This is a genomic window from Rhizobium sp. Leaf262 (assembly GCF_001422245.1).
Classification (GTDB): Bacteria; Pseudomonadota; Alphaproteobacteria; order Rhizobiales; family Rhizobiaceae; genus Agrobacterium.
In genome coordinates, this window is the sequence record NZ_LMMM01000012.1 from 177,606 (window position 1) to 194,295 (window position 16,690).

General features: G+C 58.2%; 9 protein-coding genes. All 9 read right to left on the bottom strand.

Translation table 11 applies throughout. From position 1 onward, the window contains the following. Positions 1-98 precede the first annotated feature (98 nt). The 9 genes from ASF29_RS11910 to ASF29_RS11950 all read right to left on the bottom strand — a co-directional run bounded on the left by ASF29_RS11910 (position 99) and on the right by ASF29_RS11950 (position 16,679). A complete protein-coding gene (locus ASF29_RS11910; protein ID WP_062450892.1) occupies positions 99-7,274 on the bottom strand; it encodes a hypothetical protein in 7,176 nt (2,391 codons plus the stop codon). A gap of 224 nt (positions 7,275-7,498) precedes the next feature. After that, positions 7,499-8,656 (bottom strand): UDP-galactopyranose mutase, encoded by a 1,158-nt coding sequence (gene glf, locus ASF29_RS11915; RefSeq protein ID WP_062450893.1) that lies wholly within the window; start codon positions 8,654-8,656, stop codon positions 7,499-7,501. 111 nt (positions 8,657-8,767) lie between these two features. Further along, positions 8,768-10,819, bottom strand: a complete 2,052-nt coding sequence (locus ASF29_RS11920; protein WP_062450894.1) for a glycosyl transferase — start codon at positions 10,817-10,819, stop codon at positions 8,768-8,770. A gap of 206 nt (positions 10,820-11,025) precedes the next feature. Beyond that, complete coding sequence (locus ASF29_RS11925; protein WP_062450895.1) at positions 11,026-11,409, bottom strand: hypothetical protein; 384 nt, start codon at positions 11,407-11,409, stop codon at positions 11,026-11,028. Between the two features lie 100 nt (positions 11,410-11,509). Next, on the bottom strand, positions 11,510-12,055 hold the full coding sequence (gene cheD, locus ASF29_RS11930; protein ID WP_062450896.1) for a chemoreceptor glutamine deamidase CheD: 546 nt from the start codon (positions 12,053-12,055) through the stop codon (positions 11,510-11,512). Next, entirely contained in the window at positions 12,052-12,441 is a 390-nt protein-coding gene (gene cheY2, locus ASF29_RS11935; protein WP_042618009.1) for a chemotaxis response regulator CheY2, read from the bottom strand. Before cheY2 ends, cheD begins: the two co-directional genes overlap by 4 nt. Next, a complete protein-coding gene (gene cheB / locus ASF29_RS11940) occupies positions 12,441-13,496 on the bottom strand; it encodes a protein-glutamate O-methylesterase CheB (RefSeq protein WP_062450897.1) in 1,056 nt (351 codons plus the stop codon). Before cheB ends, cheY2 begins: the two co-directional genes overlap by 1 nt. Then, positions 13,493-14,401 carry a protein-glutamate O-methyltransferase CheR gene (gene cheR, locus ASF29_RS11945; protein ID WP_062450898.1) on the bottom strand — a complete coding sequence of 303 codons (909 nt, stop codon included), beginning with the start codon at positions 14,399-14,401 and terminating at the stop codon, positions 13,493-13,495. Before cheR ends, cheB begins: the two co-directional genes overlap by 4 nt. Before the next feature lie 13 nt (positions 14,402-14,414). Beyond that, entirely contained in the window at positions 14,415-16,679 is a 2,265-nt protein-coding gene (locus tag ASF29_RS11950; RefSeq protein WP_062450899.1) for a chemotaxis protein CheA, read from the bottom strand. Positions 16,680-16,690: the final 11 nt, after the last annotated feature.

Sequence of the window (16,690 nt, forward strand, 5' to 3'; positions counted from 1 at the left end):
AGTCGAAGACCTTTTGGCCTCGATACCAAATTAGACGGCGAAGCTTGCGCGAGCGTTTCCCACATGGCTTTTAAAGGGAGGCCGCTCGCGCGGTTCGATCATGCCGCCATATAGACGGAAATGATCGCCGAGACCTGTTCAGGTTTGAGCGAACCCATATGAGTGTTCAATAGCGTATCGATCTGTGCGCTGGACAGACTGACCAGCGTATCGGTCGACAAACCTGCCACGCCCGACGAACTGAAGGCCGCGATGTCAGCAGTGGAGAACTTCGAAATGTTTTCCTTCGAAAAAGCTGCGACCTGAGACGAGGTCAGTGCTCCAACCTGTGCCGGGGTCAAGGCTTCACTCTGACCCGTCGTCAACCCAGCAATGACGCTTGTCGCGAGACCCGAAACCGCGCTGGTGCTCAACGCTACCACATCTGCACTGGTAAAGAGCGCGATGTCTTCCGTTCCCAGTGCCGCTGCCTGGATCGCGTTGAACGCATTGATCTGCGTCGTGGACAGGGCATCCACCTGCGCGGTGCTCAGTGTAACAATCTGATTATAACCGAGTGCGCCCACCTGTCCCGGAGTCAGCACGCTCATTTCTTCCGTGGTCAAGCGGGCAATGATGGCCGTCGACAGGCCACGGATGGACGAGGACGCGATTGCGGCAATATCCGCTGTCGAGAAGGTCGACATGCCCTCGGTCGTCAACCCCGAAAGGCCATCGGCGCTGAGGGCCGCGATCTGGGCGGTGGTGAAGCTTTCGAGCTGATCCTTTCTCAACACGGCAACCTGCTTGCTTGTCAGGCCCGAAATGCCAGCCGTTCCCATAGCGGCCAGTTCCGTGGGCGAAAGAGCCGCGATAAAGTCTGTCGGCAAGCCTGCGATGGCTGCAGTACCGATGGCTGAGATTTGAGCCGCTGACAGCGTGTCCAGTTCCTCTGCCGTCAGGCCGGAGACCGCAGCGGAGGTCAAAGCGCCCATCTGTCCGGTCGTCAGAACATGCAATTGTTCGAGACTGAGAGCGCCCACCTGAGTGCTTGAAAGCCCGGTGATGCCAAGCATGCTGATCGCCGCAATCTGCCCTGTCGACAGGGCGGCGATATCACCCGTATCGAGCGCCGCGATCTGCTGCGACGTGAACGCTGCCACCTGTGTCGTGGAAAGCACGCTGATCTGGTCGACTGTCAGAGCAGATACCTGAGCGGTCGAGAGACCGGAAATTCCAAGCGCACTCAAGGCATGTATCGTCTCGGTGGCGAGCGCCGCCAGTGTCGAGGTCGAAATGCCGACGATGGCCCCGGCGCTGATCGCCGCAAGGTCGGCAGTCGAGAACGTCTTGAGATCGTCAAGGCCGAGCGCTGCGATCTGCTTGGAGCCCAGCGCCGCCACCTGATCGCTGGTGAAGGCTTCCACCTGATCGGTGCTGAGCGCCGATATCTGGCTGGCGGTCAGTCCCGAAATGCCCGAGGTACTCAAGATGGCGATCCGTGCCGTGGACAGAGATGCGATGACTGCGGTGGAAAGCCCCTGGATGACGTGAGCCGGAAGAGCCGCCAGATCATCGGTCGAGAAGACGTCGATGTCGTCTTCTCCAAAAGCTGCCAGCTGGGTTGAACTCAGCGCCGCCACCTGCGTCGGGGTTAGAGATTCGACCTGATCGGTTGAGAGAACCGCCACCTGCCCGGTAGACAGTCCGGCAATCGCTGCAGAATTCATCGACATCATCTGTGCGGTAGATAGCACGGCAACACCCACCGTTCCCAACGCTGCGATCTGCTTGGAGCCGAGTGCGGAGACCTGCGCTGTGGTCAGCGCCTCCAACTGCGCGGTCTTCAACGCCGCAATCTGGGCAGTTGTCAGGCCGGAAATACTGGCCGTACCGAGAACGGCGACGCGTTCCGTCGGAAGGCCTGCAATGATATCCGTCGAAAGACCCTGAAGCGCGCTCGATGGCAAGGCCGCGAGATCGGCGGTGGAAAAGACACCGAGATCATCGGTGCCCATCGCGCTGATCTGAAGCGAGGTCAGCACCGCAACCTGCGTGGACGTGAGCGCTTCTATCTGCACGGTGGACATGACAGCGATCTGGTCAGTCGAAAGACCAGCAATGCCAGCCGTAGCCAGGGCGGCGATCTGAGCAGTTGTAAGAGCCCTTGCCCCGTTTGTTCCCAAAGCGGCAACCTGTTTTGCGGCGAGCGATGCGATCTGGGCTGTTGTCAGCGCGGCAAGCTGCTCCGATGTCATGGCCGCAAGCTGCGTTGTCGTAAGGCCGGAGACGCTGGCTGTTCCCAGAATGGCGATCCTCTCGGGCGACAGACCGGCGAGCGTGGCGGAAGAAAGCCCCTGAATGGCGCTCGATGTCAGTGCGGCGAGTTCTGCGGTCGTAAAGGTCCCGAGATCGTCAACGCCGAGAGCACCCATCTGGATTGATGAAAGGGCGCCGACCTGCGTGGAGTTGAACGCTTCGACCTGGCTTGTCGTCAGCGACGCGACCTGCTCTGCAGACAGCCCCGGAATGCCCGCCGTGCTGAGCGCGGCAATCTGCGCCGTCGACAGCAACGAGACACCCGCCGTCCCCAAAGCTCCGATCTGTTTGGAACCCAGGGCCGAAACCTGACCCGTCGTTAGCACGCCGATCTGGGCTGACGTCAGCGCCGCAATCTGGGCCGTCGACAGTCCGCTCACACCCGCGCTCGACAGGTTAGCAATAACGCTACCGGGCAAGGCAGCCAGAATCTGGGTCGTCAATCCCGCAACCGCTGCGCTGGATAGCGCCATGACGTCGCGGTTGGAGAATACGGCCAGATCGTCGGAACCGAGGGCGCTGACCTGTGCGGAACTGAGAACGGCAACCTGCGCCGTCGTCAGCGCCTCGGTCTGCGCCGTGCTCAGTATCGCGATCTGGCTTATAGAAAGACCGGCGATACCATCGGTGCCCAGTGCGGCAATCTGCTGGGTAGTGAGAGCCTTGGCACCGAGTGTCCCCAGCGCTGCCACCTGCCTGGAGGTCAGGCGAGAGACCTGCGCGGTCGACAATTCGTCGACCTGATCGGCGGTCAGGGCTGCGACCTGGGAAGCAGAAAGACCAGAAATCGCCGAGGTGCTGAGAGATGTAATCCGCGAAGGCAAAAGGTTCTTGATCGTGTCGGCGGACAGACCGGCGATGGCGGTCGAACTCAGCGCAGCAATTGCCGATGTCGACATGGCGTTCAGGCTGGCTGCTCCCAACGCAGAAACCTGCTGTGAACTCAGCGCTGCTACCTGTTTCGTGGACAATGCGAACAACTGGCCCGTCGACAAGGCCGCGATCTGACTGGTCGACAGGCTGGCAATAGCATCCGTGCTCCAGTAGGAAATCTGGGTCGTGGTCAAGGCGGCAATCGTTGCCGTCGGCAATGAACTGAGGACGCTGGTACTGACAGAGCCGATTTCTTCATCCGAAAAGGTTGCAATCCCCTCTGCCGAGATGGCTGAGAACTGCGCAAGGGTCAGAGCCTGTACCTGTACTTTCGTCAGGGCCTTGGCCTGATCGGTACCGAGCACCGATAGCTGCCCTGTCGTCAAACCGGAAATTCCACTCGTGCTCAATGCGGTGATCTGGGCAGTCGTCAAAGCCTTGACATCCTGCGTGCGCAACACCGAGACCTGCTCGGCGACCAGAGCTGCCACCTGCTTGGTTGTCAACGCCGCGACCTGAGTCGGCGTCAGCGACGCGATCTGCGCGGTCGTCATCGCCGGGATACTCGTTTCGCTCAGCATTGCGACCTTGTCGGCCGAGAGCAATGATAGTTGCGAAGGTAAAATGCCGGCAATCGCTGCGGAACCAATGGCCCCGAGCTCTTTGTCCGTGAAGGTCGAGATATCATCGGCCCCAAATCCTTCGAACTGCTCTGCCGTCAGCTTGGCAATCTGGACGTTGGTCAACGCCGTTGCCTGCTCCGTGGACAGAGCGGCAATCTGCTTGCTGGAAAGACCGGTCACGCCCGCCGTGCTGATGGCTGCGATCTGCGGCCCGGTCAACGCGGCGATCTGGGCGTTGCTCATCGCCGATATCTGAGTGGAGGTGAAGGCGGTGATCTGGGAGGGTTTCAAACCGGCCAACTGCGCAGGCGTAAGCGCCGCCAGTTGCACATCAGTCAGATTCGTGACTGCATTTTCGCGCAGCGCCGCAATCTTGTCCGCGGATAATGACGCGAGAATTGTCGGACTGAGTACCGCGATCTGCGTCGATGTCAGTGCGCTGATTTGGTTCAATGATAGTGCATTGAGCTGGGTCGAGGTCATGACGTCGACCTGGTCAGTCGTCAGCCCTCCAATGGCCGCCGGTGTGAGCCCCGGTATTTGGGCCGTGGTCAATGCTGCCAAGACGGCAGTGCTGAGCCCCGCAATGCCCCGGCTCGTTAGTGCCGCAACATCCTTGGACGAAAAGGTCGCGATATCGTCAACATCGAGGCCTACAGTCTGTGTCGACTTGAGTGCTGCAAGCTGCCGCTCCGTCAAAGCATCGACCTGTTTTGTCGACAACGCTCCGATCTGTGCCGACGTCAGACCACCAATCGCGCCTGTGCTTAAAGCCGCGATCTCAAGATCGGTCAGGGCGGAGATGATATCGGAGGATAGGCCGGATGCGCCCGAGGCACTCAGCGCCTGGACCCCGGCAATTTTCATCGCTGCAATGTCTTCCACTTGGAATCCGGCGACCTGAGCAGATGTCAGGGAAGCGATCTGTGCCGTCAGCAACGCCGCGATCTGTTGGGTGGTAAGATCGGATATCTGGTCGGCATCGAGGCCACCTAACGCCTTGGTCGTCAATGCAGCGACCTGACTGGTTGTCAGAGCAGCTATCCTATCAGAGGCAAGAGCGGCCACCTGCGTAGAGGCCAGCGCTTTCACTTGCGCCGTCGAGAGTGCTGCCACTTGCGTAGGGGTCAGGGCAGAAATCTGACCTGTCGTAAGCTTTGAGACGGAATTCGTGCTGAGTGCCGCCACTTGCGCTGCTGTCATCGATGCGATGGCTTCTGTCGAAAGACCTGAAATCGCTTTTGTGCTGAACGCACCAATAGCCGTATTTTTCAATGCCGCAATGCCGTCGGCTCCCAGAACACCGAGTTGCTCAGAATTAAGAACAGAGGCCTGTGCTGCGGAAATAGAACCAAGCTGACGAACGGTGAGTGCGTCGACCTGCATCGTGGTCAAGCCTGCAACTGCCGATGGGCTAAGGGCCGCAATCTGGAAGGGCTCGAGTGTTTTCAGGACATCGGTACTCAGTCCCTGGATAGCCTTGGAGGTTATGGCGGCCATATCTTCCGAAGAGAATTGTGCCATGGCATTAACGCTCAGGACGGACAGTTGCGACGACGTCAACGCCTTGACCTGCTGGGGCGTGAATGAGCCGATCTTGAGAGGTGTAAAGGCTTGGATTTGCGCGGTCGACAAACCCGCAATGGCGCCCGTGCTGAGCGACGGGATTTGCTCCAAGGTCAACTTGCCCAGATACTCCGTCGACAACGACTTGATCTGCGCCGATTTGATCACCGAGATCTGTTTCGTCGTCAAGGCCGCCAATAGGTCCGCAGTCAAAGCGCCGAATTGGTCAGAGGAAAGTGCCGCAAACGCCATTGTGCTTAACGCCGCGACCTGATCTTTCGTGAGAGCTGCCACCGCTTCGGTGCTCAGCCCAGCGACTCCTTTGTTGGATATGGCTGCGATATCTGCGGTCGAAAATTTCTTGATACCTTCGACGTTCAGAGCGGCGATCTGCGCCGAGCTGAGAACCTTCACCTGCGCTGAGGTGAGCGCCTCGACCAAAGCCGGCGTCAGCGAACCGATCTGCTCAGTGGTCAACTTGGAAATCGCAGCGGTTGACAGTGCCGCAATCTGCTCGGGCGTCAACTCCGAGATCAGGTCAGTACTCAAGCCGGAGATTGCTTTGCCCGACAACGAAACGAGCGCCGAAGACGGCAGAGCCTGGAAATCTTCTGCCGTCAGTACCGCAACCTGCGTCGAGCTCAGGGATGCGATTTGCGCTGAAGTCAACGCACCAAGTTGGCTTGCACTCAAGGCATCGATCTGTTCGACAGTCAACTTGGCAAATGCCCCGGCGCTGATCGAAGCGACCTGCGCTTCACTCAGCGACGCCACCACACCGGGCGTCAATCCAGCAGCCGTCGCGCTGGTAATCGCGGCGATATCCGCCGTCGAGAACGTCGCGATGTCCTCGGCATCCAAAACCGCGATCTGAGTCGCGTTCAGGGCCTTGACCTGCGCGGGGGTCAGAGCTTCGATCTGCGCGGTCGATAGCACATCGATCTGGTCTGTTGTCAGCCCGGCGATGGCTTTCGTTCCCAAAGCAGCGATTTGCGCCTCAGACAGCACGGCGATATTGGTGGTGGCGATCACTTCTATCTGAGCCGATTTAAGAGCGGCAACCTGCTTGGTCGTCAAACCGGACACTTGATTGGTCGACAAAGCCGCGACCTGCGCCGTGGTCAGACTGGCGATCGCAGCCGTGCTGAGGCCCGCGATACCGGATGAGGAGAGGTCGGCAATGTAATCGGCACCGAGAGCGGCGATCTGATTGGCTTTCAGGGACGCGATCTGAACGGAGGTGAACGCACCTACCTGCCATGCACTCAACGCGGTAATCTGGTCCGTCGTCAGTCTGCCAATCGCACTGGTGCTGATGGCACCCAGTTGATCGTCCGACATCGCGGTCAAGGCATCGACAGTCATGCCGGATATGGCGTTGGCACTAATGGCCGCCACCTGTTCGGTAGAGAGAAACTGAACTGCAGCAGAGGCTATTCCCGCAATGGCGCTGGCCGAAATAGCCGCCATATCAGCGCTGGAAAATGTCGCCAGTTCATCAAAGTCTAGCGCTGCGATTTGGCTGGAATTCATCGCGGCAATTTGCGCCGGCGTCAGCGCTTCCGTCTGGTCGAGGTCGAGTGCCTCGACCTGCGATGCCGTCAATGCCGAGACTTGTGTCGTACTCAGGCTAGAAATCGCGAGCTTGTCCAGCAAGGCGATGTGGTCGAGCGTCAGGCCGACAATTGCATTGGCAGAGATGCCGACACGTTGCTTTGTCGTCATGGCCGCGAAATCTTCATTCTCCAGCGCGGATATCTGTTGGGACGAAAAGGCGCCGATCTGTCTGGTCGAAAGTGCCGCGATCTGCTCTGTCGACAGCGCTTCCACATCATCTGTCGTCCAGCTCGAAATCGTCGCCGTCGACAGTTTCGATATTTGTGCAACGGGGATACTGGGTACGATCGACGTCATTTGCTGGCCTTGGTCGCGAGTTCAATGATCGAAAACAGAGTGTGGCCCAAACGGTACACAACAGACTGAAGACGGATTTCGACACCGGCAATCCTAGGTTTCGTTGCTTGCGCGAAACTGTCAGTTTTATCGATAGGCCAGCATCAAGCCGCTTCCCGCACAAACGCAAACCGCCGCACGAATGTCGCGCGGCGGTGTCTTTAAATTGGTCGTGTGAGGGGCAGTTACAGTGGCGGATTGAGAAAGGACGGCATCGCGTTGTCACTTTGTTCAAGCGACAGGAACAAACGGGATGTGTCCAGTGCCTCGCGGATCGTGACGTCCATATCCAGATATCGATACGTTCCGAGCCGCCCTACGAAGGTTACGGATTTCTCGTTATTGGCCAGCGCGATATATTGAGCCAGTTGCTCTTTTTCGTCTACAAGCCGGATTGGGTAGTATGGCACGTCGTCCGGGCCGCATTCTCGCGAAAACTCCCGGTAGCACACGGAGCCTTCGTGCTTTTCCCACGGCGAAAAATGCTTGTGTTCGGTAATGCGGGTGAAGGGAACCGAGACCTCGCCGTAATTCATTACCGCGCAGCCCTGATAATCTCCGTCATAGGTAAAGCGCTCGAAGTCCAGCGTGCGGTAACCGAGCCTGCCATTGGCATATTCGAAATAGCCGTCGAGGGAACCGGAATAGAACGTGTGGTCGTAACCAGCCACATCGCTACGGCTGAAATCGCTGTTGAGATGAACGCGAATGCCGGGATGATCGAGAATGCGCTCCACCATCGGGGTGTAGCCTGTTTCTGGCATACCCTGATATTTATGAAAGAAATAATCGTCATCATAGTTGAAGCGCACTGGCAACCGCTTGAGAATCGACGCAGGCAGATCGGTCGGTGAACAGCCCCATTGCTTCTGCGTATAGCCTTGGAAAAATGCCTCATACAGATCGCGTCCGACGAAGCGTAGTGCCTGTTCCTCAAAGGTCTGCGGGTCTTCGATGGTCTTGTCGGCCTGTTCCTCGATAAAGGCCTTCGCTTCATCCGGGCGAAACGTCTTGTTGAAGAACTGGTTGATCGTATGCAGGTTGACGGGCAGCGAGAACACCTGATCGCGGCTGGTTGTCTTCACCCGGTTCTTGTAGGGCATGAAGGTCTGAAACGTGTTGACGTATTCCCATACTTCCGCATCGTCGGTGTGGAAGATGTGTGGGCCATAGACATGCACCATCACGCCGGTTTCGGCATCGCGCTCGGTGTGGCAATTGCCCGCGATATGATCCCGCCTGTCGAAAATTTCGACCTGATGACCCGCTTTTGCGAGTTCGCGACCGATTACGGCACCGGACAGACCTGCCCCGACAATGGCTATCTTCTTGGACTGAGACACTCTCGACCTGCCTTGTATAAGCACACCGGCACATCTTGGATGCGCGGGTGTGCTGCGTTAATCCTGCGATATTGCTTTACGTGGCGATATCGATTTGTGGCAATTCAGACTTCAAGCCGTAGCCGCGGCTTCGGGCGTCCACAACCGTGCATCATGCGGAATGTGTGAGAAGGCCTGCCACTCGCGCATCTTCTCAAGGTAACGCGCGCGATAGGTCGCTTCATCAACGAATTCGAGATTTTCCAGAACGAGTTCCGTACCGATTTCGTAGTAAACGTCCATGTTACGGAAGTCCGGAACCGGCGTTTCTCCGCGCTCGGCCTCTCCCTGCATTTGCCAATACAGTTCTTCGAGACGGCGTGCCAGCCCCGGAATGTCACGAAGCGCACTCGTTTCGCGGTTGGCCTGCAGCTTGTCCCTGACGGCTTTCAGCGCAGCCGGGTTTTTAGCATAGGCGATGGCCTTGGCGACGTAATCCTGTGGGCCTTCGCAGATCAGTTCCGGCACGCCCGCCGCGGCAACGACGCTCGAGCAGAAGCGCGACGCAAAGCTCTTGCCAGGGAAGGTCAGCACGGGAAGACCGACCGTCAGCGAATCGGCTGCCGTCGAATGTGCGCCATAGGGGAACGTGTCGAGGAAGAGGTCGGCAACGCCAATACGTGCCAAATGATGGGCATTGGCCACCTTGGGCGCAAAGATGACCCGTTCGGCGTCGATACCGGCCTCCACGAACATGGAGAGCAGACGCTGATCGGCCTTTTCGTTGCCGCTGAGCATCCACAGAATGCTGCCCGGCGTTTCCGTCAAAATGGCCTTCCATTGTTCGAACGTGCCCGCCGTGATCTTCTGCATGCCGTTAAAGCACGCAAACACGAAGGCATTCTCCGGCAGACCGGCTTTTTCGCGCGATGGCTTTTCGGCGATGAAGCGCTTGCGGTCGATAGGCTGGTTGCAGGCGATCCGCAGAACCTTTTCGGAGTAATAGATTTCGCTCGAAGGCGGCACGATCTGCGCATCCGCGATCATGTACTGGTGGAATGGCGAGCCCATGGAGCCAGGATAGCCGCAGAAATTGACGATGACCGGTGCGGGACGGTAGCCGAAAATCTTGGTCCGTGCATGCTTGGTATAGCCATTGACGTCAATCAGGATATCGATCTCATCGCTGGCGATCTGGCGGGCCGCTGCCTCGTCTGTGAGCGTGCCAATGTCGTGCCAGACATCGACCGCTGCCTTCATGCGGGTCTGCGTCGCATCGTTGCTAACCGGGTCACCGCAATAGTAGGCGTGGATTTCGACGCTCGCTTTGTCATGCAGTTCCAACACTTCGCGCAACGCGAACCCGACCGCGTGGTCGCGCAAGTCGGACGAGACGTAGCCCACGCGCAGGCGCTGGCCCGTGCCGGTCTTCTGCTTGACCTTGTTGCGCGGGAAATTGCGCAGATCGATGCGACCGACAAAACCCTTGTTGTATTCGTATGCGCGAGCCAGCTGGAACATGGGGTCGTCAGAATAGCATCCCAGTGTCAGCGGCGACAGCGAATCAATCATCTGGCGCTCGGTGACATGGCTAGATGGGATAATGATTGGCCACTTGCATTGACGCTGACGGATTGCGCTCCAATGCTGTCCGGTCTCGGTCTTTTCAGGGCGCAGCTCCATGGCATCCCACAGAACGGTCTCGGCTTCTTCCAGAAGTCCAGCATTTTCCATCACGCGACCGATATGCTGCATCGCCATGACGCGGTAGGACAGGCGGTCAGGTGTCGTCTCGGCGGTGCTCTCGACGAAGCTTCTCCACTGCTGGATGGCCTGCGGGGAAGACCCGCTGTCTTCAAAGGCGCGGCCCAGGTTGATATGGGCAGGCCCGAACATGGGATCGATCTTCAGTGCTGCGCGCATGGCGTTGATGGAGCCCGCGATATCATTCAGCTGTCGCAGCATGACGGAATAGTTGAAATAGACCATCTGCGCGCCGGGATGTGTTTCGTTATACGCGAGCCAGGTCTTATAAAGCTCGCCCGCCTCGCTCTTGCGGCCTTCCGCGTTGAAGTTTTCGGCGAATGTGAACAGGTCGCCAAGCGCCAGACGTTGCGTTCTGGCCAGTTCCAGAAGGTTTGGAAAAAGCTGGCTGGAAAAACCACTGTTTACGACACTGTTCATCAATCAAGACCCCGGAGCTGGTGTGTGCGTAAGGCACGGACCAATAGCTGTTTTAAATCGGAGTGCAGATTAATACTTCGAAGCTTGTGCGGCGCTTTACTTGCACGAAATCTGTGCGGCTTTACTCAAAATTGTGTGAAATTGCTGCTGAAATTACCATTAGGCGGGCAGATAATCCGTTTGCCCGCCATTTTAAGTAACGAATTCTAGAAAAGGTCGATGTCGCCGGAGACCTTGTCGAGCGGCTGGGAATGACCGTGGCGCAGGCCAGCGCCCAGCGCCTTTTGCATTTCCGCCAGCTTGACGAGGCTGAGTGCGGTGGAGACATCCACGGCCCAGTCGATCGGAATGGAGCCGGTGATGGTGTCGATGAACTCCGCAAGACCGCGCGTCTTCTGGACGGCAAGGTCGATGCCCTGCAACAGGCGCATGCCCTCGGTCGTCACGGCACCGTTGGTCGCTTCGAGCAATTGTGGCTCGATACGCTCGATGAGATAGGCCACGTCATGCAATTCGGAAACGACCCGCATCAGGACATCGGGCAGCGCCTCTTCGAAAGCTGAAAGATTTACGTGTTCGGCGACCTGCATGAAATACTCCGTGGCCAGAATCCGGACCGGGAGCTTTTACCCGGTCCGACACTCAAAAAAATGGTGAAACGGCGTGAGCAATGCGCTCGTGTAAGCCGCCTTAGAAAAATTCGATATCGTTGGCCACTGGCTTCGGAGCCGGCGCCGGACGTCTTTCCAGCGCAACGGTCGACTGTGTTTCGGCTCCGCTGAGCGGGTGCTGACGCGCCCGTCCTGAAACCGGCCAGAACTCCACCTTGCGACCCGACTCCCCGCCCGTCGAAGACCCCACAAGACGAATGCCTTCATCCTTCAAAAATTGCACCGCGAATGCGGCGTTCTGTTCGCCGACATTCGAGAAGCTGGCAATGGTTTTCGCCCCACCGAAAATCTTTGCCTCAAGACGATCACGGCGCGCGCCCTGCTTGAGCAGGCCGTTGATCAAAAGCTCCATGAGATGCACCCCATAACGGGTTGCATCTCCACCCCCCATGCCCCCTGTACCCGGCAGCAGAAAATGGTTCATGCCGCCGACGCCCGCAACAGGGTCTCTGAGACATGCAGCCACGCACGAGCCGAGAATGGTGGTCAGCACCACATCGGGATCGTTGGCGATTTTATATTCGCCCTGAATTATGTGCACGCGCTTGGCTGCAGTTTCGATCATTTCAAGGATCCAAATACGGCTTCGATTGCCGCCTTCATTTTGTCGATGGAGAACGGCTTGGCCAGAACGTTGTTAGCGCCAAGCTGTGCTGCCTTCTGAACCAGCGCACGGTCGCCCTGCGCAGTCAAAATGATGAAGGCTGCCTTCTTGGTGGTCGGGTTCGTGCGAACCGCCTGCAAGAAACCGAGACCGTCCATCTTTGGCATGTTGAAGTCGGAGATCACGAGATGATGGGGCTGCTGCTCCATGATCTTCATGCCCTGCTCGCCATCGCCAGCGGAGGTGATCTGCTTGAAGCCGAGCTGCGTCAGTGCATCACTGAGCAGGAGGCGGCTGGTCACCTGATCGTCAACGATCAGAACTTTGATTTTTTCTGCAAGAGACATTAGTCGGAACCTTCTTTTCGGGCAGCAGTAAGTTTCAGAATTTCTTCGCCGATGGCGTTGAGCGGAAATTGGTGTTCGACGGCACCCAGTTCATAGGCGACCCTCGGCATGCCATAGACGACACAGGTTTTTTCGTTCTGGCCAACGGTGCGGGCACCGGCATGGCGCATCTTGAGAAGACCTGCAGCACCGTCACGCCCCATCCCTGTCAGAATGACGCCGACGGCATTGCGGCCGGCGAGTTCAGCCACGGAATCGAACAGAACGTCCACCGATGGACGATGGCCATTAACAGGTTCTTTTTCCAAAAGCCTGCAACTTGGTGCGGAATGATTAACGACCTGCAAATGGCGTTCGCCGCCGGGCGCCAGATATATTTTACCCGTCTGGAGACGTGCCCCATCAGTCGCCTCTTCCACGACAGGTGCGCACAGGCGGTTGAGCCGCTCGGCGAAGCTTTTGGTGAAGGTCGGCGGCATGTGCTGGGTAATGACCGTTGGCGGACAATTGGCCGGAAACTTCTGCAAAACGGAAATCAGAGCCTCGACGCCACCCGTCGAGGAACCGATCGCCACGATCTTGCGACCCCCGCGGTAGTCGCTGACCGCCATAGGCTGTGGCGGGGCAGGACGCTCCGTCGCAACGTTACGGTAGGTCTGATGCTGCGAACGGGCCGCAGCCTTTACCTTTTCGGCCAGATCGCCAAACGGTCTGCTGTCACCCGGCGACGGTTTGCCGACGCAATCGAAGGCACCGATTTCCAAAGCCGCCAGCGAAGCGCCAGCGCCCCGGTGGGTCAACGTCGAAACCATGATGACGGGCATGGGCCGAAGCCGCATGATCTTTTCCAGGAATTCGAGGCCGTTCATTTCCGGCATCTCGATGTCCAACGTCACGACGTCAGGATTGAGTTCCTTGATCGCGGCGCGTGCTTCCATGGCGTTGCCGGCCTGACCGACAACATCCACGTCAGGATCGGCCTGCAGCACGGCGGAAATCAGCCCACGCATGGTGGGAGAGTCGTCGACAACGAGAACCCGTGCGGGTGCGCTCATGCTTTCCTCCCGCCTGGCTTGCCGATGTATTTATAGGTCGTGATACCGGTGTTGTCGAAGAGCGCCTTCGGGTCGCCCGAGACACGCTCGGAGTGACCGATGTAGAGATGTCCGCCTTCCGGCAGAAGACCGGCAAAACGCGACCAGATCTTCACCTGCGTCGGCTCGTCGAAATAGATCACCACGTTGCGGCAGAAAATCACATCGAAGCCGCCCTTGAAGGGCCACTGCGTCATGAGGTTCAGCTCGTTGAAGGTGATGAGCTTCTTGACCTTGTCGCTGATCTGATACTTGCGACGACCGGCAACATCGACATCCTGAAACCACTGCTTGCGCATGGCGGGCGATACGGTTTCGAGCGCATTCTCGTCATAGACCCCTGCACGGGCCTGCGCGAGAATCTTCGGGTCAATATCGGTCGCCAGGATTTTGAAGTCATATTCGGCGGCGTTCGGAAACATCGCCAGAACAGTCAATGCAATCGAATAGGGCTCCTGCCCGTCGGAACAGGCAGCGGACCAGATTCGGACGCGTCCACCCGTCTTGGCCCGATTGATGAGGCCCGGCAGGACCTCGTCGCGCAGGTGTTCGAAATGGTGATTTTCACGAAAGAAGCGGGTGAAGTTCGTCGTCAGATGCGACAACATTTCCTTGCGGGCATGGGCACCTTCCTGAGAGGAGACCAGTACGCAATATTCCCGAAACCCGGAAATACCCAGATTGCGGATGTGTTTCGACAGTCGCGAATAAACGAGCGACGCCTTGGTGTCGTTCAGATAGATGCCCGCATCGGCATAAATCATCGCGGCGATTTCGGACAGGTCGCGGCGCGTCAGCGGATATTCTCCGCTGGCGAGCACTTCGTCCGGTGACTGGCGTTGATCGTTAAATTTGAGCGCTGTCATTCATCACCACTTTTCAACCGGCTGCCGCAAGAGACATCTCTTGCTTGAGCGACTGGCCACGAGACGCGCCGACAACGGCATCCACATCGAGAATGAGAGCCACGCGGCCATCGCCAAGGATGGTTGCGGCAGCAATGCCCGGAACGTGGGTGTAGTTGGCTTCGAGCGACTTGATCACGACCTGACGCTGACCCTGGATGGCATCGACCATCAGAGCACGCTGGCCGCCGCCTTCCGATTCCACCAGAAGTGCGACGCCTTCGACGGGGTTTGCCTGTGTGGCGCGGAAGTTGAGGATACGACCGACATCCACCAGCGGGCAGAAGGAGTTGCGGATCGAGATCAGGCGCTGGTTGGAACCGAAGGAGTGAATGTTCACGGCTTCCGGCTGCAGCGTTTCGACAATCGCCGTCAAAGGCACGACAAGCGTCTGACCGGCAACCGTCACCACCATACCGTCGAGAACGGCAAGCGTCAGCGGCAGGCTCATGGTGAAGGTCGAGCCGAGGCCCGGACGCGAGGTGATGCTGATGCGACCACCGAGTGCCTGGATCGAGCGCTTAACCACGTCCATGCCGACGCCGCGACCCGAAATGTCGGAAATCTTGTCGGCGGTGGAGAAGCCCGGTGCGAAGATCAGGTTGTCGATTTCTTCGTCCGTCAGGTTGGCGTCGGCGGCGATCAGATCGTTGTCGATGGCCTTCTGGCGAACGCGTTCGCGGTTGATGCCCGCGCCATCGTCCTGAAGTTCGATGAGAATACGGCCCGAACGGTGTTTCGCCGTCAGCTTGACCGTACCTTCCGGGTTCTTGCCGGCTGCTTCGCGCTTTTCAGGCGTTTCGATACCGTGGTCGACGGCGTTACGGATCATGTGCGTCAGCGGCTCGGCCAGCTTGTCGATGACCGTCTTGTCCACTTCGGTGTTTTCACCCTCGGTGATCAGGCGGATCTGCTTGCCGATCATGTCGGCCACTTCGCGGACGATACGCGACATGCGCTGGAAGACAGGCTTCACCGGCTGCGCACGGATGGCCATGACGCTGTCCTGAATTTCGCGCGTCAGCTGCTGAAGTTCTTCGAGACCCATGTTCACGGCAGACGTGCCGGTCGTGTCGTTTTCGATAACACTCTGCGACAACATCGCCTGGTTGATGACGAGCTCGCCCACCAGGTTGATCAGACGGTCGACGCGGTCGAGATCGACGCGGATGGTCTGACCGGCGCTGGCATTTGCAGCCGCTGCGGCATTGGCAGCAGCAGCCGGTGTTTCCTTCTTTTCGGCAGCGGCAGAAACCGCACGTGTCACTTCTGTTGCCGCAACCGCCGTCGAGACCGTCTTTGCGGACAGGTTTTCATCGGCAGAGCCGGACTGAACGGCGGGCTCTTCCAGAACCTCTTCATCCAGAACCGAGAGATCGAACGGCACCGGTATCATCGGCAGTTCTTCTTCAGGCGGCGCTTCGGAAACGATCTCGGTGATCTCCAGATCGCAATCCCATTCCGCAAATTCAAACACGGTGCGGATGCCAGCGGCACCCTTGTCCGTCTTGATCGTGATCTTCCACTGGAAATAGGCCGCTTCAGGCTCAATATTTTCCAGCGCAGGCAGGGCCGACATATCGCAGTTGATGCTCATCTCGCCGATGCGGGAGAGATCACGCAGCAGGAGAGCGGACTCGTTGCCCTTGGAGTAGAGGGAGTTCTGTGGCTTGAAGACGACGCTGAAGGACGGTGTTTCCATAAGAGGAGTGGTATCGTCCTCGAATTCGCCGAAGGAAAAAGCGACGGGCTGGAAACCACTTTCATCCGTCGGCGCAGGCGCAGCAACGGCCGCCGGTGCTGCCGCTTTCGGTGCCGGAGCAGGCTCGGATGCGGACGAACCGGGGGCCAGCTTTTCGCCATTCGCCAGTGCTTCCAGCTCTTTGACCAGGCCACGCGTACGGCTTTCCTCGACACTGCCGCCATCACGGGCAGCATTGGTGAGGTCGGCCAGAACGTCTGCCGATTTCAGCATGACCTTCAGAACGTCCTGATCAGGTTCGAGCTTGTTCGAGCGTACGCAATCCAGTGTCGTTTCGAAAACGTGGGCGAAAGCCACGAGATCGTCGAGGCCGAATGCACCCGCTCCACCCTTGATGGAATGAACGGCACGAAACACAGCATTCACGGTTTCCGGATCGCGGTCACCGTCGTTTAATTTCAGAAGACCCGATTCCAGCTCTGCGAGTTGCTCCTCGCACTCCTGGAAAAAGATTTCTTTGATTTCGTTCATATCCATCGTGAGTGGTC